Genomic DNA, 15,585 nt, shown 5'->3' with positions numbered 1-15,585 from the left:
GTCAGCGGGCGGTCGCCCCGGTGACGAGCGCGGCCGCCGCGGCACGGGCCGCGACCGGTGCGTCGGGCTGGGCGTCGAGGGCGCCGCTGGCCAGTCCGCCGTCCAGCAGCAGGGTGAGGGTGCGGGCCAGGCCGGAGGGATCCGGTGCGCCCGCCTCGTCGGCCAGCCCGGTCAGCCAGGAGCGCACGGCCTCCTTGTGGGCGAGGGTGCGGTCGTGGATGCGGCTGCCGGCTGGGTTCTCGGCGGCCGCGTTGATGAACGCGCACCCGCGGTAGCCGTCGCGGCGGCACGCGTTGCCCAGCGCGTCGAAGGCGCCCACCAGCTGCGCTGCCGGGTCGGGGCCTGCCGCCGCGGCCGCCTCGTGGAGCTGCCCGGACCAGGCCTCGTCGACCCGGTCGAGGTAGGCGAGCACGAGGTCGTCCTTGGCGGGGAAGTGCTTGTAGAAGGTCGCCTTGGCGACGCCGGACTCCGCGATGATCCGGTCGATCCCCACGCCGCGGATGCCGTGCGCGTAGAACAGCGCGAACGCGGTCGTGAGGATCCGCTCGCGCGCGGTAGGAGCGACGGTGGGGGAGGACATGGTGGCCACCCTACCTTGTGAGTAGACAGATCTGTCTGCTAGCGTCTCGACCAGGCAGACAGATCTGTCTGCCTGGCCGCCCGCTCTCCCCTGGAGGAACCCATGAAGTACGCAGTCCTCGGCACCGGCATGGTCGGTCGCGCCATCGCCGGTCGCCTCGCCGAGCTCGGCCACGACGTCGTCGTCGGCACCCGGGACCCCGCCGCGACCCTCGCCCGCACCGACGGCGACGCGCCGTACGCCGCCTGGGCCGCGAAGCACGGGGACGTCGCGCTGGCGACCTTCGCCGAGGCTGCCGCCGGGGCCGAGGTCGTCGTCCACGCGGGCAGCGGTCTCGCCGCGCTCGACCTGCTGGCCGCCGCCGGTGCCGACAACCTGGACGGCAAGGTCCTGGTGGACATCAGCAACCCGCTGGACTTCTCGGCCGGGTTCCCACCCACCCTCTTCGTCAAGGACACCGACTCGCTGGGGGAGCAGATCCAGCGGGCGTTCCCCGGCGCGCGCGTCGTGAAGACGCTCAACACCCTCACCGCCGACCTGATGGTGCGCCCCGACGGCCTGCCCGAGGCCAGCACGGTCTTCGTGTCCGGCGACGACGCCGAGGCCAAGGCGGTGGCGACCGAGATGCTCACGGAGTTCGGGCACACGGACGTGATCGACCTCGGTGACATCACCACCGCGCGCGGCACCGAGATGCTCCTGCCGGTGTGGCTGCGACTCATGGGCTCGCTCGGCACCGCGACGTTCAACTTCAAGATCGTGCGCTGACCGCTCGGAGGCCACGGCAGACTGGCCGGCATGTATCCCGAGGTGCGCGCGGCCGTGGCGGCCGACACCGGTCCCGACTTCCGAGCTCCCGGCTTCGACCTGGCCGCCCACCGCGAGGAGGTACGCCGGGCCAGCCTCCGGCTGCCCCGCGAGGAGGTCGGCGAGGTCGAGGAGGTGGACGCCGACGGCGTGCCGTGCCGCCTCTACGTCCCGACCGGGGCGGGGGACGGTGTGGTGGTGCACCTGCACGGCGGCGGATTCGTCTTCAACGACGTGGACGTCCACGACGGCTTCAGCCGCCGGCTCGCCAACCGGTGCGGCCGCCGGGTGCTGAGCGTGGACTACCGGCGACCCCCCGAGCACCGGTTCCCCGCCGCGCCCGACGACGTCGACACGGTCCTGGGGTGGCTGGGCCGGCAGGACCTGCCGGGTCGCTGGGCCGTCCACGGCGACTCCGCCGGCGCCAACCTCGCGCTGGTGGCCGCGCTGCGGCACCCCGGCCTGTTCGCGGCCGCGGCCCTCGTCTACCCGTTCCTCGAGCCGCGCGCCGGCCACCCGTCGTACGACGAGGGCGCGGCCAGCGGCTTCGACCCCGCCGAGGCGCGGTGGTACTGGGAGCAGTACGCCGACGAGGCGGCCTGGGACGACCCCGACGTCGCCCCGCTGCGCTCCGACCGCCTCGCGACGCTGCCGCCGACCCTGGTCGCCACCGCCGAGCACGACCCGCTCCGTGACGAGGGCGAGGAGCTGGCCCGCAGGCTCGCCGAGGAGGGCGTCGAGACCGTCGGCATCCGGTGCCTCGGGCAGACCCACGGCTTCTACCGGCACGACACCTTCACCGCGTCCGAACCGCTCGTGAGGCAGGTCTCAGGGTTCCTCGACCAGCACCTCGAGCGCGCCGGTTTCGACTCGACGTAGTCGAGGCGGAACCGGCGTGCGAAGCCCCGCAGCCGCTTGCGGCGAGGGGGCTTGAGATGATCTGGGCATGCGCGTACACCTCGGCTCCGACCACGCCGGCCTCGAGCTCAAGGACCACCTGATGACCTGGCTCGTCGACCACGGCTACGAGCCCGTCGACCACGGCCCCTTCGTCTACGACGCCCTCGACGACTACCCGTGCTTCTGCCTGCGGGCGGCCGAAGGTGTCGCGGGCGACCGGGCCGAGGGGCTCGACAGCTTCGGCGTGGTGATCGGCGGCTCGGGCAACGGTGAGCAGATGGCCGCCAACAAGGTCGAGGGCATCCGGTGCGCCCTGGTGTGGTCGGAGGAGACCGCGGTCCTGGCCCGCGAGCACAACGACGCCAACGTCGTCTCGGTCGGCGGTCGCATGCACTCCGTGGAGGACATGGTGCGCTTCGTGGAGGTCTTCCTCTCGACGCCGTTCACCGAGGACGAGCGCCACGTCCGCCGGATCGGCCAGCTCACGACCTACGACACCAACGGCGAGCTGCCGCCCCTGCCCGCCTCGGCTCTCCAGGGCTCCGCGGGTGCCTGAGGGGCACACCCTCCGGCGGCTCGCCTCCGACCTCGACACCGCCTTCGCGGGCCGGCGCGTGCGCGTCGGCAGTCCCCAGGGACGCTTCGCCGCCGATGCCGCCGTCGTCGACGGCAGCGTGCTCGTGGGCGCCGACTCCGCGGGCAAGCACCTCTTCGTCGAGCTCGAGCACGACCACCTCGTCCACGTGCACCTCGGGCTGATCGGCACCTTCGACGTGCACACCGGCGTCGACGAGGTGCCGCCGCCGGTCGGCCAGGTCCGGCTCCGCATCGTCGCCCCCGGCGACGGCGTGAGCGGGTCGGGCACGGCGGCGTACGCCGACCTCCGCGGCGCCACGCAGTGCGAGCTCATCGGGCTGGCCAGGCGCGACGAGATCCTCGCCCGGCTCGGACCCGACCCGCTGCGCGTCGACGCCGACCCCCAGCGTGCCTGGCGCCGCATCAAGGCCAGCCAGCGCCCGATCGGCGACCTGCTCATGGACCAGGCCGTGCTGGCGGGGGTGGGCAACGTCTACCGGGCCGAGGTGCTGTTCCGGCACGGGCTCCACCCGCTGCGGCCCGGCGCGACCCTGCGGGTCGGCCAGTGGCGGGCGATCTGGGACGACCTCGTCGTCCTGATGGGGGAGGGCGTGGTCGCGAACCGGATCGACACCGTGCGTCCCGAGCACACGCCGGAGGCCATGGGCCGCGAGCCCCGCGTCGACGACCACGGCGGCGAGGTCTACGTCTACCGGCGCACCTCCCAGCCCTGCCTGGTGTGCGGCGCCACCGTGCGCACCGAGGTGCTGGCCGGACGCAATGTGTTCTGGTGTGCGCGATGTCAGCCCCGGTTCCGCTCCCGGGCCGTACAGTCCTCTCCACCCCCCGCGCGAGGATCCAGGACATGAGCACATCCCGTTCCGGCGCGCCGAGCATCGGCCGCCGCTTCGAGGACTGGCTGCATCGCGTGCTGCCCTCGGAGACGCGGACGCTGGTGGTGCTGGTGGTCCTGACCCTGGCGATGGGGCTGGCGATCCTGGAGCTGCCCCTGTGGGCGCCGATCACCGTCCTGATCCTGCCGATGGTGGTGGGCAGCCTCGTGCTCGGCCCGCGCCAGCTGCCGTGGTTCGTGGTGTTCGTGCTGCTCCTGCTGGCCGTTCTCGTGCCCTACCAGCCGATCATCAACAGGCGCATCGCCGTGACGGTGCTGGTCGTCTTCACGATCGGCTTCATCATCCTGCTGTCCAGCTTCCGCCGCTCCCGGCTGGGCGTGGCCGGGCTGCGGGGGGAGTCGATGCTGGTCGACCTGCGGGACCGCATCCTCAAGCAGGGCCGCATCCCGGCGCTGCCGGAGGGCTGGCACGTCGGCAGCGAGCTGCGCTCGGCCGGCGGCACGGCCTTCGCCGGCGACTTCGTGGTCGCGGCCCGACACGACGACCGCCTCGACGTCGTCGTGGTCGACGTCTCCGGCAAGGGGGAGGGGGCCGGCACCCGTGCCCTGCTCCTCTCCGGTGCCCTCGGTGGCCTGCTGCGGGCGCTCCCGCCGGAGGACTTCCTCGTGGCCGCCAACGACTTCCTCCTCGACCAGGAGTGGGACGAGGGCTTCGCCTCGGCCGTCCACCTGTCGCTCGACCTCGACACCGGGCACTACTCCGTCCGCTCGGCGGGCCACCCGCCCGCCGCCCTGCGCAACGCCGGGTCCGGACGGTGGTCGGTGCTCGAGGCCGAGGGTCCGCTCCTCGGCCTCATCGAGGGGACGACGTACGACGGGGTCGAGGGCGTCCTCAAGCACGGCGACGTCCTCCTCCTCTACACCGACGGCATGGTGGAGACGTCCGACCGCGACATCATGCTCGGCGTCGACAAGATGCTCGGCCAGGCCGAGCGGCTGCTGCGCGGCGACTTCGAGGGCGGTGCGACGCGCCTCATCGAGGCCCTCGGCTCGCGCAACGACGACCGGGCGCTCCTGCTGGTCCACCGCCGCTGAGCGGCGCCTCCGGCGAGCCGTGGATCGGTGGCTCGGTTGTGGCGGGAGTCATCGCGTGTGGCACCATGACACCGCACTCGGCGGCGGTCTCGCCACCTCCGTCGGGGGCACGCGGATGTAGCTCAATGGTAGAGCCTCAGTCTTCCAAACTGATCACGCGGGTTCGATTCCCGTCATCCGCTCCAAGCAGGCTTTCTCCGCCCGGAGCAGGCCCACTTGGCGGGGCGTAGCGTAGTGGCTAGCGCGCCTGCTTTGGGAGCAGGAGACCGCAGGTTCGAGTCCTGTCGCCCCGACGGTTCCACCGGCACACCGGCCACTCCCGTCACGTCCGTGTCACGGGGCCCTCGGCGGATTTCGGCGGCGTGTCGCGTGGCCAGTAGGCTTCCCTGATGCCGGGAGCACGACAGGCGCACGGCGCCCGTCGCCCCGACGACCACACCGGTTCCCGCGCACCGCTCGGGACAACGAAGACATTGAGGAGACAACCTGTGAAGAGCGCCGTCGAGAACTTGACCCCGACCCGGGCCAAGCTGACTGTCGAGGTGCCCTTTGAGGAGCTCAAGCCGAGCCTCGACGCGGCCTACAAGAAGATCGCTCAGCAGATCAACGTGCCCGGCTTCCGCCGCGGCAAGGTGCCGCCGGCGGTCATCGACCGCCAGGTCGGCCGTGGCGTCGTCCTCGACGAGGCCATCAACGAGGTCGTCCCCGCGAAGTACATGGAGGCGCTCCAGGAGAACGAGCTCGAGCCGCTGGCGCAGCCCGAGATCGAGGTCACCAAGTTCGAGGACAACGACGGCCTGGAGTTCACCGCCGAGGTCGACGTCAAGCCGCAGTTCGAGCTCCCCTCCTACGAGGGCATCGAGGCCGAGGTCGAGGACGTCGAGGTCAGCGACGCCGACGTCGATGAGCAGGTCCAGGCGCTGCGCGAGCGCTTCGGCACCCTCACCGAGGTGGAGCGCGAGGCCGCCGACGGCGACTTCGTGACCATCGACCTGACCGCCGCCAAGGAGGGCGAGGCGGTCGAGGGCGGCGAGGTCTCCGGCATGTCCTACAAGGTCGGCCGCGGCGGCATGCTCGACGGCCTCGACGAGGCCCTGCTCGGCATGAAGGCCGACGAGGAGAAGACCTTCTCCTCCCAGCTGGTGGGCGGTGACCTGGTCGGCGAGGACGTCGACGTCACCGTCAAGGTCACCGGCGTGCAGGAGCAGCAGCTCCCCGAGGTCGACGACGAGTTCGCCCAGATGGCCTCCGAGTTCGACACCGCCGACGAGCTGACCGCCGACGTGCGCGAGCGCCTCGGCCGCGGCAAGCGCCTCGAGCAGGCTGCCGCCGCGCGCGACGCCGTCCTCGAGGCCCTGCTCGAGAAGGTCTCGATCCCGCTCCCCGAGACCATGGTCACCGACGAGCTCAACGCGCGCCGCGAGAACGTCGAGCAGCAGCTCGTCTACTCCGGCCTCACGATGGAGAAGTACCTCGAGGACGAGGGCCAGACCGCCGAGGAGTTCGAGGCCGACCTCGACCGCCGCGTGCGTGACGCCATCGCCGCCCAGTTCATCCTGGACGCGATTGCGAAGAAGGAGGAGCTCGGGGTCGACCAGCAGGACCTCTCCTCGCACCTCGTGCGCCGGGCCCAGCAGTCCGGGCAGGACCCGCAGGAGTTCGCCAACCACATGTTCGAGCACAACCACATCCCCGAGCTCGTGCAGGAGATCCTGCGCGGCAAGGCGCTGGCCGCGATCGTCGAGACGGCGACCGTCAAGGACGCGTCGGGCAACGTGGTCGAGCTCAAGAACCTGCAGCCCGACGGCACGATCGGTGAGCCGGCACCTGCGGTCGACGAGGCCACGGACGCCCCCGAGGCCTCCGAGGACTCCGAGGACTCCGAGGAGTCGGCCCCGGCCTGATCGGCCACAACAACGCAGCACCACCCCGACGGGGCGTCCGGAGAGATCCGGGCGCCCCGTCGTGCTCCCTGCGCAAGCTTGTGAGTGCACAGGCGTCCACTGAATCGCCTAGGGTGGTCGCGTGACCGCACCCAGCACCGCCACCGGACCCGGCCTGCTCGACGCGCTGTCACTGGTCGCCGAGGTGGTCGACGACTTGGCGGTCAAGACCGTCCGGGACACCCACCTGGCCGTCGTCGACCGCGTCCACGGGCTGCTCGACCGGCCCCTCGGGGCGTCCGCGGCCGTGCCCGGACGGGCCCACCGCGCCGTGGCATCGGGCGTGTACGCCGGGCTCGGCGCCGGCCTGCGCGCCGTCGGCAGGGGCCTGGACGCGGCGGCCTCGGCGGGGCTCGACGCGCGGCCCGGGGGCCGGCTCGACGACCATCGTCGCGGACGCTTCCTCCGGGCGGCCGTCAACGGCCTGATCGGGGACCGGCTGGCCGAGGAGCGCCCCCGGTGGGCGATCCCGATGGCGGTGCGAGTCGACGGAAGCGACGTCGAGCTGACCGATGACGGCGTGCGCGCGGCGTACCCCGACGCCACCGGGCGGCTCGTCGTCCTCCTGCACGGTCTCTGCGAGGACGAGTCCAACTGGGAGAGGGGACGCGAGGTCCACGGGACGACGTACGCCGAGGCGCTGGCCGCCCGCGGCTGGACGCCGGTGCTGCTGCGCGCCAACACCGGGCTGACCCTGCGCGCCAACGGCGCGGCCCTCACCGCGGTGCTCCAGCAGCTGACCCGCGCCTGGCCGGTGCCCGTGGAGAGGATCGCGCTGGTGGGCCACTCGATGGGTGGACTGGTCCTGCGGGCCGCCGCCGACGTGGTGGACGAGTGCGACGACCGCTGGGTCGACCGGGTCACCGACGTGGTCACCCTCGGCACCCCCCACCTCGGGTCGCCGGTCGCCAGCGGGGTCGGCGCCGGCAGCCGGGCGCTGGGGCTGGTGCCCGAGTCCGCGGCGTTCGGCCGGATCCTCGACTGGCGCTCGGTCGGTGTCCACGACCTGGTGCACGGGCTCACGCAGGACGTGCCGCCGCTCCCGCACGCGCGCTACCGCCTCGTCGCGGCCACCCTCACGCGCTCGCCGCGCCACCCCGTGGGCGCCGTGCTCGGGGACTGCCTCGTCCGCGTGCCGTCGGCGTTCGGGAGGGGAGGCTCGGTCGAGCTGTTCCCGGGGGCGGACGTGCTGCACGTCGGCGGCGCCGGCCACTTCGACCTGCTCAACCATCCCCGTGTGCACGAGGCACTGCGCGACTGGCTCGCCTGAGCGGACCTTCCCGTCGACGCGACCGAATCCGCTGTGGGCGAACAGGGGTGGTTATCGCGTGGAAGTGTCCGTGCTTCGGGCTAGTGTCGCTGACGTGAACCAGAACTCCAGCCCAGCTCTCTCGCCCGAGATGAACGGCGCCGGGTCGATGTACGGACTCGACGACCACATCTACCAGCGGCTCCTCCGCGAGCGGATCGTCTTCCTCGGTTCCGAGGTGCGCGACCAGAACGCCAACGCGATCTGCGCCCAGCTGCTGCTGCTCTCGGCCGAGGACCCCGACGCCGACATCTTCCTGCACATCAACAGCCCCGGTGGCTCCGTGGACGCCGGCATGGCGATCTACGACACGATGAACTACATCCCCAACGACGTGGCCACGGTCGGCATGGGCCTGGCCGCCTCGATGGGGCAGTTCCTCCTGTGCGCCGGCACCAAGGGCAAGCGCTACGCCCTGCCGCACGCGCGCATCATGATGCACCAGCCGTCCTCCGGCATGGGCGGCTCGGCCTCGGACATCAAGATCCAGGCCCAGCAGTCGCTGCACATCAAGAAGGTGCTGCTCGACCTCATCTCCGAGCACACCGGCCAACCCGTCGAGCAGGTCATCGCCGACGCCGACCGCGACCGCTGGTTCACCGCCGACCAGGCGGTGGAGTACGGCCTGGTCGACAAGGTCGTGACCAACGCCCGCGAGGCCGCAGACGAGGGCCGCCCCGCGCGGCAGAAGGACTGACCCCCATGAACTACTACATCCCCCAGTGGGAAGAGCGCACGTCCTACGGGTTCCGGCGCATCGACCCCTACGCCAAGCTGTTCGAGGAGCGCATCATCTACCTCGGCACGCCGATCAGCGACGACGTGGCCAACGCGGTCATCGCCCAGCTGATGTGCCTGGAGACGATGAACCCCGACCAGGACATCAGCATCTACATCAACAGCCCCGGCGGCTCCTTCACCGCGCTGACGGCCATCTACGACACGATGAAGTTCATCAAGCCCGACGTGCAGACGGTCTGCCTCGGCCAGGCCGCCTCGGCCGCCGCGATCCTGCTGGCCGCCGGCACCAAGGGCAAGCGCCTCGCCCTGCCCAACAGCCGCATCCTGATCCACCAGCCCTACACCGAGGGCACGTTCGGCCAGACCTCCGACATCGAGATCCAGGCCAACGAGATCCTCCGGATGCGCGAGCTCCTCGAGAAGATGATCTCCGAGCACACCGGCAAGAGCCTCGAGCAGGTGAGCTCCGACATCGAGCGTGACAAGATCCTCACCGCCGAGGGTGCCGTGGAGTACGGCCTCATCGACCAGGTGATCGAGTCCCGCAAGGGCACCCCCGCTCTCACCAGCTGAGCACAGCAGTCATGGACGTTGCTTCGTGTCCGGCCCCCGAGCGGGGCCGGCACGGGGTACCGTCGAGGAGTTTGAAATCGCCGGGACCCGACCCGGCAGGACCGGAGGACACAACCCGTGGCTCGTATCGGTGACGGCGGCGACCTGCTGAAGTGCAACTTCTGCGGCAAGAGCCAGAAGCAGGTCAAGAAGCTCATCGCTGGACCCAACGTCTACATCTGCGATGAGTGCATCGAGCTCTGCAACGAGATCATCGAGGAGGAGCTCGCCGAGGGCAGCGAGGTCAGTCTCGACGAGCTGCCCAAGCCGCGCGAGATCTTCGAGTTCCTCAACTCCTACGTGATCGGCCAGGAGCACGCCAAGAAGTCCCTGGCCGTGGCGGTCTACAACCACTACAAGCGGGTGCAGGCCGGGCTCCAGCCCGTCGGTGGCAAGCACACCAAGGACGAGGCCGTCGAGGTCTCCAAGTCCAACATCCTGGTCATCGGGCCCACCGGCTGCGGCAAGACCTACCTCGCGCAGACGCTGGCCCGGATGCTCAACGTCCCCTTCGCGATCGCCGACGCGACCGCGTTGACGGAGGCCGGCTACGTGGGTGAGGACGTCGAGAACATCCTCCTCAAGCTCATCCAGGCCGCCGACTACGACGTGAAGAAGGCCGAGACCGGCATCATCTACATCGACGAGATCGACAAGGTGGCCCGCAAGGCGGAGAACCCCTCGATCACGCGTGACGTCTCCGGCGAGGGCGTGCAGCAGGCGCTGCTCAAGATGCTGGAGGGCACCACGGCCTCGGTGCCTCCGCAGGGCGGGCGCAAGCACCCCCACCAGGAGTTCATCCAGATCGACACCACCAACATCCTGTTCATCGTCGGCGGCGCCTTCGCCGGCCTCGAGCAGATCGTGGAGCAGCGGGTCGGCAAGAAGTCCCTCGGCTTCACCGCCGACGTGCGTGGGCAGGCCGAGCGCGACGCCGAGGACCTGATGGCGCTGGTCCGTCCGGAGGACCTCACCAAGTTCGGCCTGATCCCCGAGTTCATCGGCCGGCTGCCGCTGATCGCGAGCGTCAGCAAGCTCGACAACGAGGCCCTGGTCCAGATCCTCACCGAGCCGCGCAACGCCCTCGTCAAGCAGTACCAGAAGCTCTTCGAGCTCGATGGCGTCGAGCTCGAGTTCACCGAGGACGCCATCGCCTCCATCGCCGACAAGGCCCTGGAGCGCGGCACGGGCGCCCGTGGTCTGCGCGCCATCATCGAGGAGGTCCTCCTCCACGTGATGTACGACGTGCCGTCCCGCGAGGACGTCGCCCGCGTCATCGTCGACCGGGACACGGTGCTCGACGACGTGCCGCCGACCCTGGTGCCGCGCGAGACCGAGGCCAAGAAGAAGAAGTCCGCCTGAGCCTCACCTCCCCCGATCGGGTGAGGCAGGTCTAGTCCTTTCGGGCCAGATCGACCCAAGGCACGTGGATTGTCGCCGCGGAGCGCGCACACTGGAGACGTTCGATCTGAAGGGGTCTCCCGTGCATGCTGAGCACAAGGGGCCGCTGTTCGCGTTCGTCGTCGTGGCGATCCTGTGTGGCGTGCTTCTCGGTCAGGCCGTCCGTGGTGACACGGGCGGTGGCACCGTCGCGTCGCCCCAGGGCCCGGGCAGCGCCGTGGGCGGACGCACCGCCCCCAGCATCATCGATGCGGAAGGCGTGACCGCGCCGCCCGAGAGTGACGACCCGACCATCTGGACCCCGCCCGTCGGGGAGGTCGAGTCCGACGAGCCGACCCCCGAGGGCGTCGTCACGGAGACGACACCGGGCGACGGGCCGGGCTCGGCCACCCCCTCGACGCCGCCCACCGACGCCCCCACCGACGCCCCCGAGGACGCCACCGGTCGACCGACCGGCGAGGTAGCCCCGGGGACTGCCCCCACCATGCCCGAGGCCGACGGGACCGCCTCGAGCGATCCCGAGAGCGACACGGTGGAGGAGGCCGCCTTCCTGGCGGAGCGCGCCGTGGCTCGCGCGGTCAAGGAGACCGGCGAGGCGCAGGTCGCCCAGGAGCGCGCGGACCAGGCACAGCTGGTCGCCGTCCAGACCGCGGCCGTGGCTACCGACCCGGCCGGGGAGCTGGTCGCTGCAGCCGCCCTGGTCGACGCCGTCCGGGCGCGGAAGCTCGCTGACAAGGCCCTCGCCGAGGCGGCTCTCGCCCAGCAGGAGGCGGCCGCGGCGGTCGAGCACGCCGAGGAGGTGGCACGGAGCACCGATGCCACGCCTCCGGCGGAGGAGACACCCGCCCCGGAGGACCCGGCGGACCGGCAGTTCGTCGCGCCGCCCCCGCCCCCGCCCCCGGCCACGTCAACGCCCGCACCCGAGCCTGCACCCGAGCCCGCACCCGGGCCGACCACCGAGTCGTCGACCGATCCCGCCACCGACCCGACCACTCCGCCGGTCGGGGAGCCGGTGTCGGGCGACGACGGCGCCCGGTCCGCCACGGACGGCGCCCTGCCGCCGGCTGCGCCGGAGGCGTCGGCGCCCACCGACGGCGCCCAGGTCGCCGACCCTGTACCGCTCCCGATCGGGTGAGCTGACCCGGCCCGATCGTTCGCATCCTCCTTTCGGGTGAGGGGCGGACTAGTCCTTTCGGGCCATTTGGACCACGGATGGTCGGATTCACCCGGGAGCCGGGCGAGAATGGGACTCGAAGGTCCAAGGGGGTTCCTCGGGTGAGTGCAGAGCACAAGCGTCCGCTGTTCGCGTTCGTGATGGTGTCGGTCCTGTGCGCCGTCATGCTGGGTCATGCGATCCGCACGGACGCGCTGGTGGGGCTTCTCGCCCGCACGCCCGAGCGGGTGTCCGCCCAGGCCCCCGCGCCCGTCGCTCCGGAGCGACGCGTCGAGTCCCCGTCGGCGTCCGCCGCCACCGGCCGCGAGCCCGTGGCAGTCACCGCCGCCTCCGCTGAGGTGGCGACCTCGACGGCGCGAGCCGTCCGGGCGCCCGCAGCCGCCGGTGGCGCGGACCGCGAGCTGGTCGCGGCCCCGACGACCACCGTCACGTCGACCCCGGCCACCACCGTGGTCGAGCCCGTGGTCGACACCGAGGGCTCCACCGTCGTGGAGCCGGTCAGCACCACCGCGACCACCACCGCGAGCACCACTGCGACGGAGGCGGCCGACACGGCAGCCGAGAAGGCCACGGACAAGGCGCAGGACGCCGCCGACCGGGCCGCGACCAAGGCCGAGAAGGCCGCCGACCGGGCGGCCGACAAGGCAGCCAAGGACGCGGCCAAGGCCGCCGAGAAGGCCGCCATCGACGCCGAGACCGCCGCTCGCCAGGCCACGAAGACCGCAGAGAAGATCGCCCGGGCGCAGGCCCGGGCGGCCGAGAAGGCCGCCAAGGACGCGGCGAAGGCCGCGGCCAAGGGGGCCAAGCACGAGGAGTCGCCCACCTCCGCGACGACGACCACGCCGGCCCTGCCGGCCGTGCCGGCGACCGACCCGGGGTCCTCCGAGAAGGACTGACCGGGCCGGCCGCAGAGGCCGTCCGCGTTACTCGGTCGGGGCGGCCACGTCAGCGGCCACGGAGATCTGCTGCGCCGACTCGTCGGGCGTGAAGACCAGGTCGCCGGTGATCTTCCCGGTGCGGCGCAGGTCGGCGGCGGCACCCTCGGCAGCGGCCACCAGCGCCGGCGGGCCGGTGATCTCGACACGGTTGAGCTCGGCCTTCATCGAGACCTTGGCCTGCGACTTGGCGCCGCGGATCCCGATGAGGGCTGCGGCCACGGCGTCGACCATCGTGGGGTCGGCGGCAGCGGCCGCGCCCAGGTCGGTGCCGACCGGCCACGACGTGTGGTGGATCGAGCCCTCCTGCCACCACGACCAGACCTCCTCGGTCGCGTAGGGCAGGAAGGGCGCCAGCAGGCGCAGCTGCACGTGCAGGGCGACGGCCAGGGCGGCCTTGGCCGAGGCGGTGGCCGCACCGCCGTCCTCGTCGTACGCGCGCTCCTTGACCAGCTCGAGGTAGTCGTCGCAGAACTCCCAGAAGAACTTCTCGGTGACCTCGAGCGCGGTGGTGTAGTCGAAGGCCTCGAAGGCCTCGGTGGCCTTGCGGACCACGACCTCCAGGCGACCGAGCAGCGCGCAGTCGATCGGCTCGCTGACCGCGAAGTGGTCCAGCGAGGTGGCGCCGACGTTGCCCAGCACGAACTTGGAGGCGTTGAGGACCTTCATGGCGAGGCGACGGCCGACCTTCATCTGCGACTGGTCGAACGGCGAGTCCAGGCCGGGGCGGCCGAGAGCCGCGCGCCAGCGCACGGCGTCCGCGCCGTACTTCTCGAGGATCTCGGTCGGGACCACGACGTTGCCCTTGGACTTCGACATCTTCTTGCGGTCGGGGTCGACGATGAAGCCGGAGATCATCGCCGTGCGCCAGGGCGCCGAGTGCTGCTCGAAGTGGGCGCGCACGACGCGGCTGAACAGCCAGGTGCGGATGATGTCGTGGGCCTGGGTGGCCAGGTCGTAGGGGTAGACCCGCTCGAAGAGGTCCTCGTCGGTGAGCCAGCCGCCGGCGATCTGCGGGGTGAGCGACGAGGTCGCCCAGGTGTCCATGACGTCCGGGTCGCCGACGAAGCCGCCGGGCTTCCCCCGCTGGGCCTCGTCGTAGCCCCGCGGGGCCTGCGTCGACGGGTCGACCGGCAGCTCGGCCTCGGACGGCATGAGCGGGTGGTCGTAGTCGGGGTCACCGGCGTCGTCGAGGGGGTACCAGACCGGGAACGGGATGCCGAAGAAGCGCTGGCGACTGATGAGCCAGTCGCCGTTGAGGCCGCCGACCCAGTTGTCGTAGCGGTGCTTCATGTGGGCGGGGATCCACCGGACCTCGTCGGCGCGCGCGAGCATCTCCGAGCGGGTGTCGGCGTCACGGCCACCGTTGCGGATGTACCACTGGCGGGTGGCGACGATCTCGAGGGGCTTGTCGCCCTTCTCGTAGAAGTTGGCCATCCGCTGGGTCGCCTTCGGCTCGCCGTCGAGGTCGCCCGACTCGCGCAGCGCGGCCACCACGGCCTCGCGGGCGCTGAAGGTCGTCTTGCCCTTGAGCTCCTCGTACGCCGCGGCCGCGCGGTCGCCGGAGAGCCACTCGGGAGTGTCGCGCAGCATCCGTCCGTCCCGGCCGATGAGGGTGCGGACCGGCAGGTCGAGCTCGCGCCACCACATGACGTCGGTGAGGTCACCGAAGGTGCAGCACATCGCGATGCCGGCGCCCTTGTCGGGCTCGGCGGCGGGGTGGGCCAGCACCGGGACCTCCACGCCGAAGACCGGCGAGGCGACCGTGGTCCCGAACAGCTCGGCGTACCGCTCGTCGTCGGGGTGCGCGATGAGCGCGACGACACTGGGGATGAGCTCGGGACGCGTGGTCTCGATGTGGACCGGCTCACCGCCGGGGCGGTGGAAGGCCACCCGGTGGTAGGCGCCCGGGTAGTCACGCGCCTCGAGCTCGGCCTGCGCCACCGCCGTCTGGAAGGTGACGTCCCAGAGGGTCGGCGCCTCCTGGAGGTAGGCCTCGCCGCGGGCGTAGTTGCGCAGGAACGCGGTCTGGCTGACGGTCTGGGACTTGGCGCCGATGGTCGTGTAGTTCTCCGACCAGTCGACCGACAGGCCCAGGGTGCGCCACAGCGACTCGAAGACCTTCTCGTCCTCCTCGACGAGCTGCTCGCACAGCTCGACGAAGTTGGGTCGGCTGATCGGGACCTGCTTCTTGGGGTCCGGCTTCTCCGGGGGCGTGAAGTCGGCGTCGTAGGGCAGTGACGGGTCGCACCGGACGCCGAAGTAGTTCTGCACGCGGCGCTCGGTCGGCAGGCCGTTGTCGTCCCAGCCCATCGGGTAGAAGACGCTCTTGCCCTGCATGCGCTGGTAGCGCGCGATGAGGTCGGTGTGCGTGTAGGAGAAGACGTGGCCCACGTGCAGGCTGCCGCTGACGGTCGGCGGCGGGGTGTCGATGGAGAAGACGTCCGCGCGGGTGCGGGTGCGGTCGAAGCGGTAGGTCTCGTCGGCCTTCCACCGCTCGGCCCACTTCGCCTCGATCCCCTCGAGGACGGCCCGGTCCGGTACGACGACGGCACGCCGCTCGGCGGTCGTCGGTTCCGGGGCCTGGTTCTCGAGGTTCTCAGTCATGGTGCGCATGCTACGGAAGGGCCTCCGGCCTGCGAAAACCAGTTCCGGGCCG

14 protein-coding genes and 2 tRNA genes are annotated in these 15,585 nt (G+C 71.6%); 14 read left to right on the top strand and 2 right to left on the bottom strand.

Annotated elements, in window-relative coordinates; genetic code table 11:
• Position 1 precedes the first annotated feature (1 nt).
• Positions 2-580, bottom strand: coding sequence for a TetR/AcrR family transcriptional regulator (locus ASG88_RS02320; protein WP_056885764.1), 579 nt, complete (start codon positions 578-580; stop codon positions 2-4).
• 102 nt (positions 581-682) lie between these two features.
• On the opposite strand from ASG88_RS02320, the gene ASG88_RS02315 reads away from it, so the two are divergent.
• The 14 genes from ASG88_RS02315 (at position 683) to ASG88_RS02250 (ending at position 12,887) form a co-directional block, all read left to right on the top strand.
• Positions 683-1,348 (top strand): NADPH-dependent F420 reductase, encoded by a 666-nt coding sequence (locus tag ASG88_RS02315; RefSeq protein ID WP_056885763.1) that lies wholly within the window; start codon positions 683-685, stop codon positions 1,346-1,348.
• A 30-nt stretch (positions 1,349-1,378) separates the two neighbouring features.
• Positions 1,379-2,266 (top strand): alpha/beta hydrolase, encoded by an 888-nt coding sequence (locus tag ASG88_RS02310; RefSeq protein ID WP_056885762.1) that lies wholly within the window; start codon positions 1,379-1,381, stop codon positions 2,264-2,266.
• Between the two features lie 67 nt (positions 2,267-2,333).
• Positions 2,334-2,843 (top strand): ribose-5-phosphate isomerase, encoded by a 510-nt coding sequence (locus ASG88_RS02305; RefSeq protein WP_056885761.1) that lies wholly within the window; start codon positions 2,334-2,336, stop codon positions 2,841-2,843.
• Complete coding sequence (locus ASG88_RS02300) at positions 2,836-3,732, top strand: Fpg/Nei family DNA glycosylase (protein ID WP_056885760.1); 897 nt, start codon at positions 2,836-2,838, stop codon at positions 3,730-3,732. The genes ASG88_RS02305 and ASG88_RS02300 overlap by 8 nt, the downstream gene beginning before the upstream one ends.
• Positions 3,729-4,811: a PP2C family protein-serine/threonine phosphatase gene (locus ASG88_RS02295; RefSeq protein ID WP_056885759.1), complete on the top strand. Its 1,083-nt coding sequence runs from the start codon at positions 3,729-3,731 to the stop codon at positions 4,809-4,811. The genes ASG88_RS02300 and ASG88_RS02295 overlap by 4 nt, the downstream gene beginning before the upstream one ends.
• Positions 4,812-4,922: 111 nt before the next feature.
• Positions 4,923-4,996, top strand: a tRNA-Gly gene (locus tag ASG88_RS02290).
• A 35-nt stretch (positions 4,997-5,031) separates the two neighbouring features.
• Positions 5,032-5,104: transfer RNA gene (locus ASG88_RS02285), tRNA-Pro, on the top strand.
• Between the two features lie 195 nt (positions 5,105-5,299).
• Entirely contained in the window at positions 5,300-6,715 is a 1,416-nt protein-coding gene (gene tig / locus ASG88_RS02280) for a trigger factor (protein ID WP_056885758.1), read from the top strand.
• Between the two features lie 121 nt (positions 6,716-6,836).
• Positions 6,837-8,024, top strand: a complete 1,188-nt coding sequence (locus tag ASG88_RS02275) for an alpha/beta hydrolase (protein ID WP_056885757.1) — start codon at positions 6,837-6,839, stop codon at positions 8,022-8,024.
• A 148-nt stretch (positions 8,025-8,172) separates the two neighbouring features.
• Positions 8,173-8,760 (top strand): ATP-dependent Clp protease proteolytic subunit, encoded by a 588-nt coding sequence (locus ASG88_RS02270; protein ID WP_321163821.1) that lies wholly within the window; start codon positions 8,173-8,175, stop codon positions 8,758-8,760.
• Between the two features lie 5 nt (positions 8,761-8,765).
• Entirely contained in the window at positions 8,766-9,377 is a 612-nt protein-coding gene (locus ASG88_RS02265) for an ATP-dependent Clp protease proteolytic subunit (RefSeq protein ID WP_056885755.1), read from the top strand.
• Between the two features lie 117 nt (positions 9,378-9,494).
• The gene (gene clpX, locus ASG88_RS02260) at positions 9,495-10,778 is read left to right on the top strand and encodes an ATP-dependent Clp protease ATP-binding subunit ClpX (protein ID WP_056885754.1); all 1,284 of its coding nucleotides are present in this window, start codon (positions 9,495-9,497) and stop codon (positions 10,776-10,778) included.
• 121 nt (positions 10,779-10,899) lie between these two features.
• Positions 10,900-11,952 carry a hypothetical protein gene (locus ASG88_RS02255; RefSeq protein WP_056885753.1) on the top strand — a complete coding sequence of 351 codons (1,053 nt, stop codon included), beginning with the start codon at positions 10,900-10,902 and terminating at the stop codon, positions 11,950-11,952.
• A gap of 140 nt (positions 11,953-12,092) precedes the next feature.
• Entirely contained in the window at positions 12,093-12,887 is a 795-nt protein-coding gene (locus ASG88_RS02250; protein WP_056885752.1) for a hypothetical protein, read from the top strand.
• Positions 12,888-12,914: 27 nt separating this feature from the next.
• Here ASG88_RS02250 and valS read toward each other — a convergent pair whose 3' ends face one another.
• Positions 12,915-15,533: a valine--tRNA ligase gene (valS, locus tag ASG88_RS02245; RefSeq protein ID WP_056885751.1), complete on the bottom strand. Its 2,619-nt coding sequence runs from the start codon at positions 15,531-15,533 to the stop codon at positions 12,915-12,917.
• Between the last annotated feature and the right edge of the window lie 52 nt (positions 15,534-15,585).

Source organism: Nocardioides sp. Soil777, assembly GCF_001428425.1.
Taxonomy (GTDB): Bacteria; Actinomycetota; Actinomycetes; order Propionibacteriales; family Nocardioidaceae; genus Nocardioides; species Nocardioides terrigena.
Note: the sequence above shows the minus strand (reverse complement) of the source record. Positions and strands in the feature narration are given on the sequence as shown.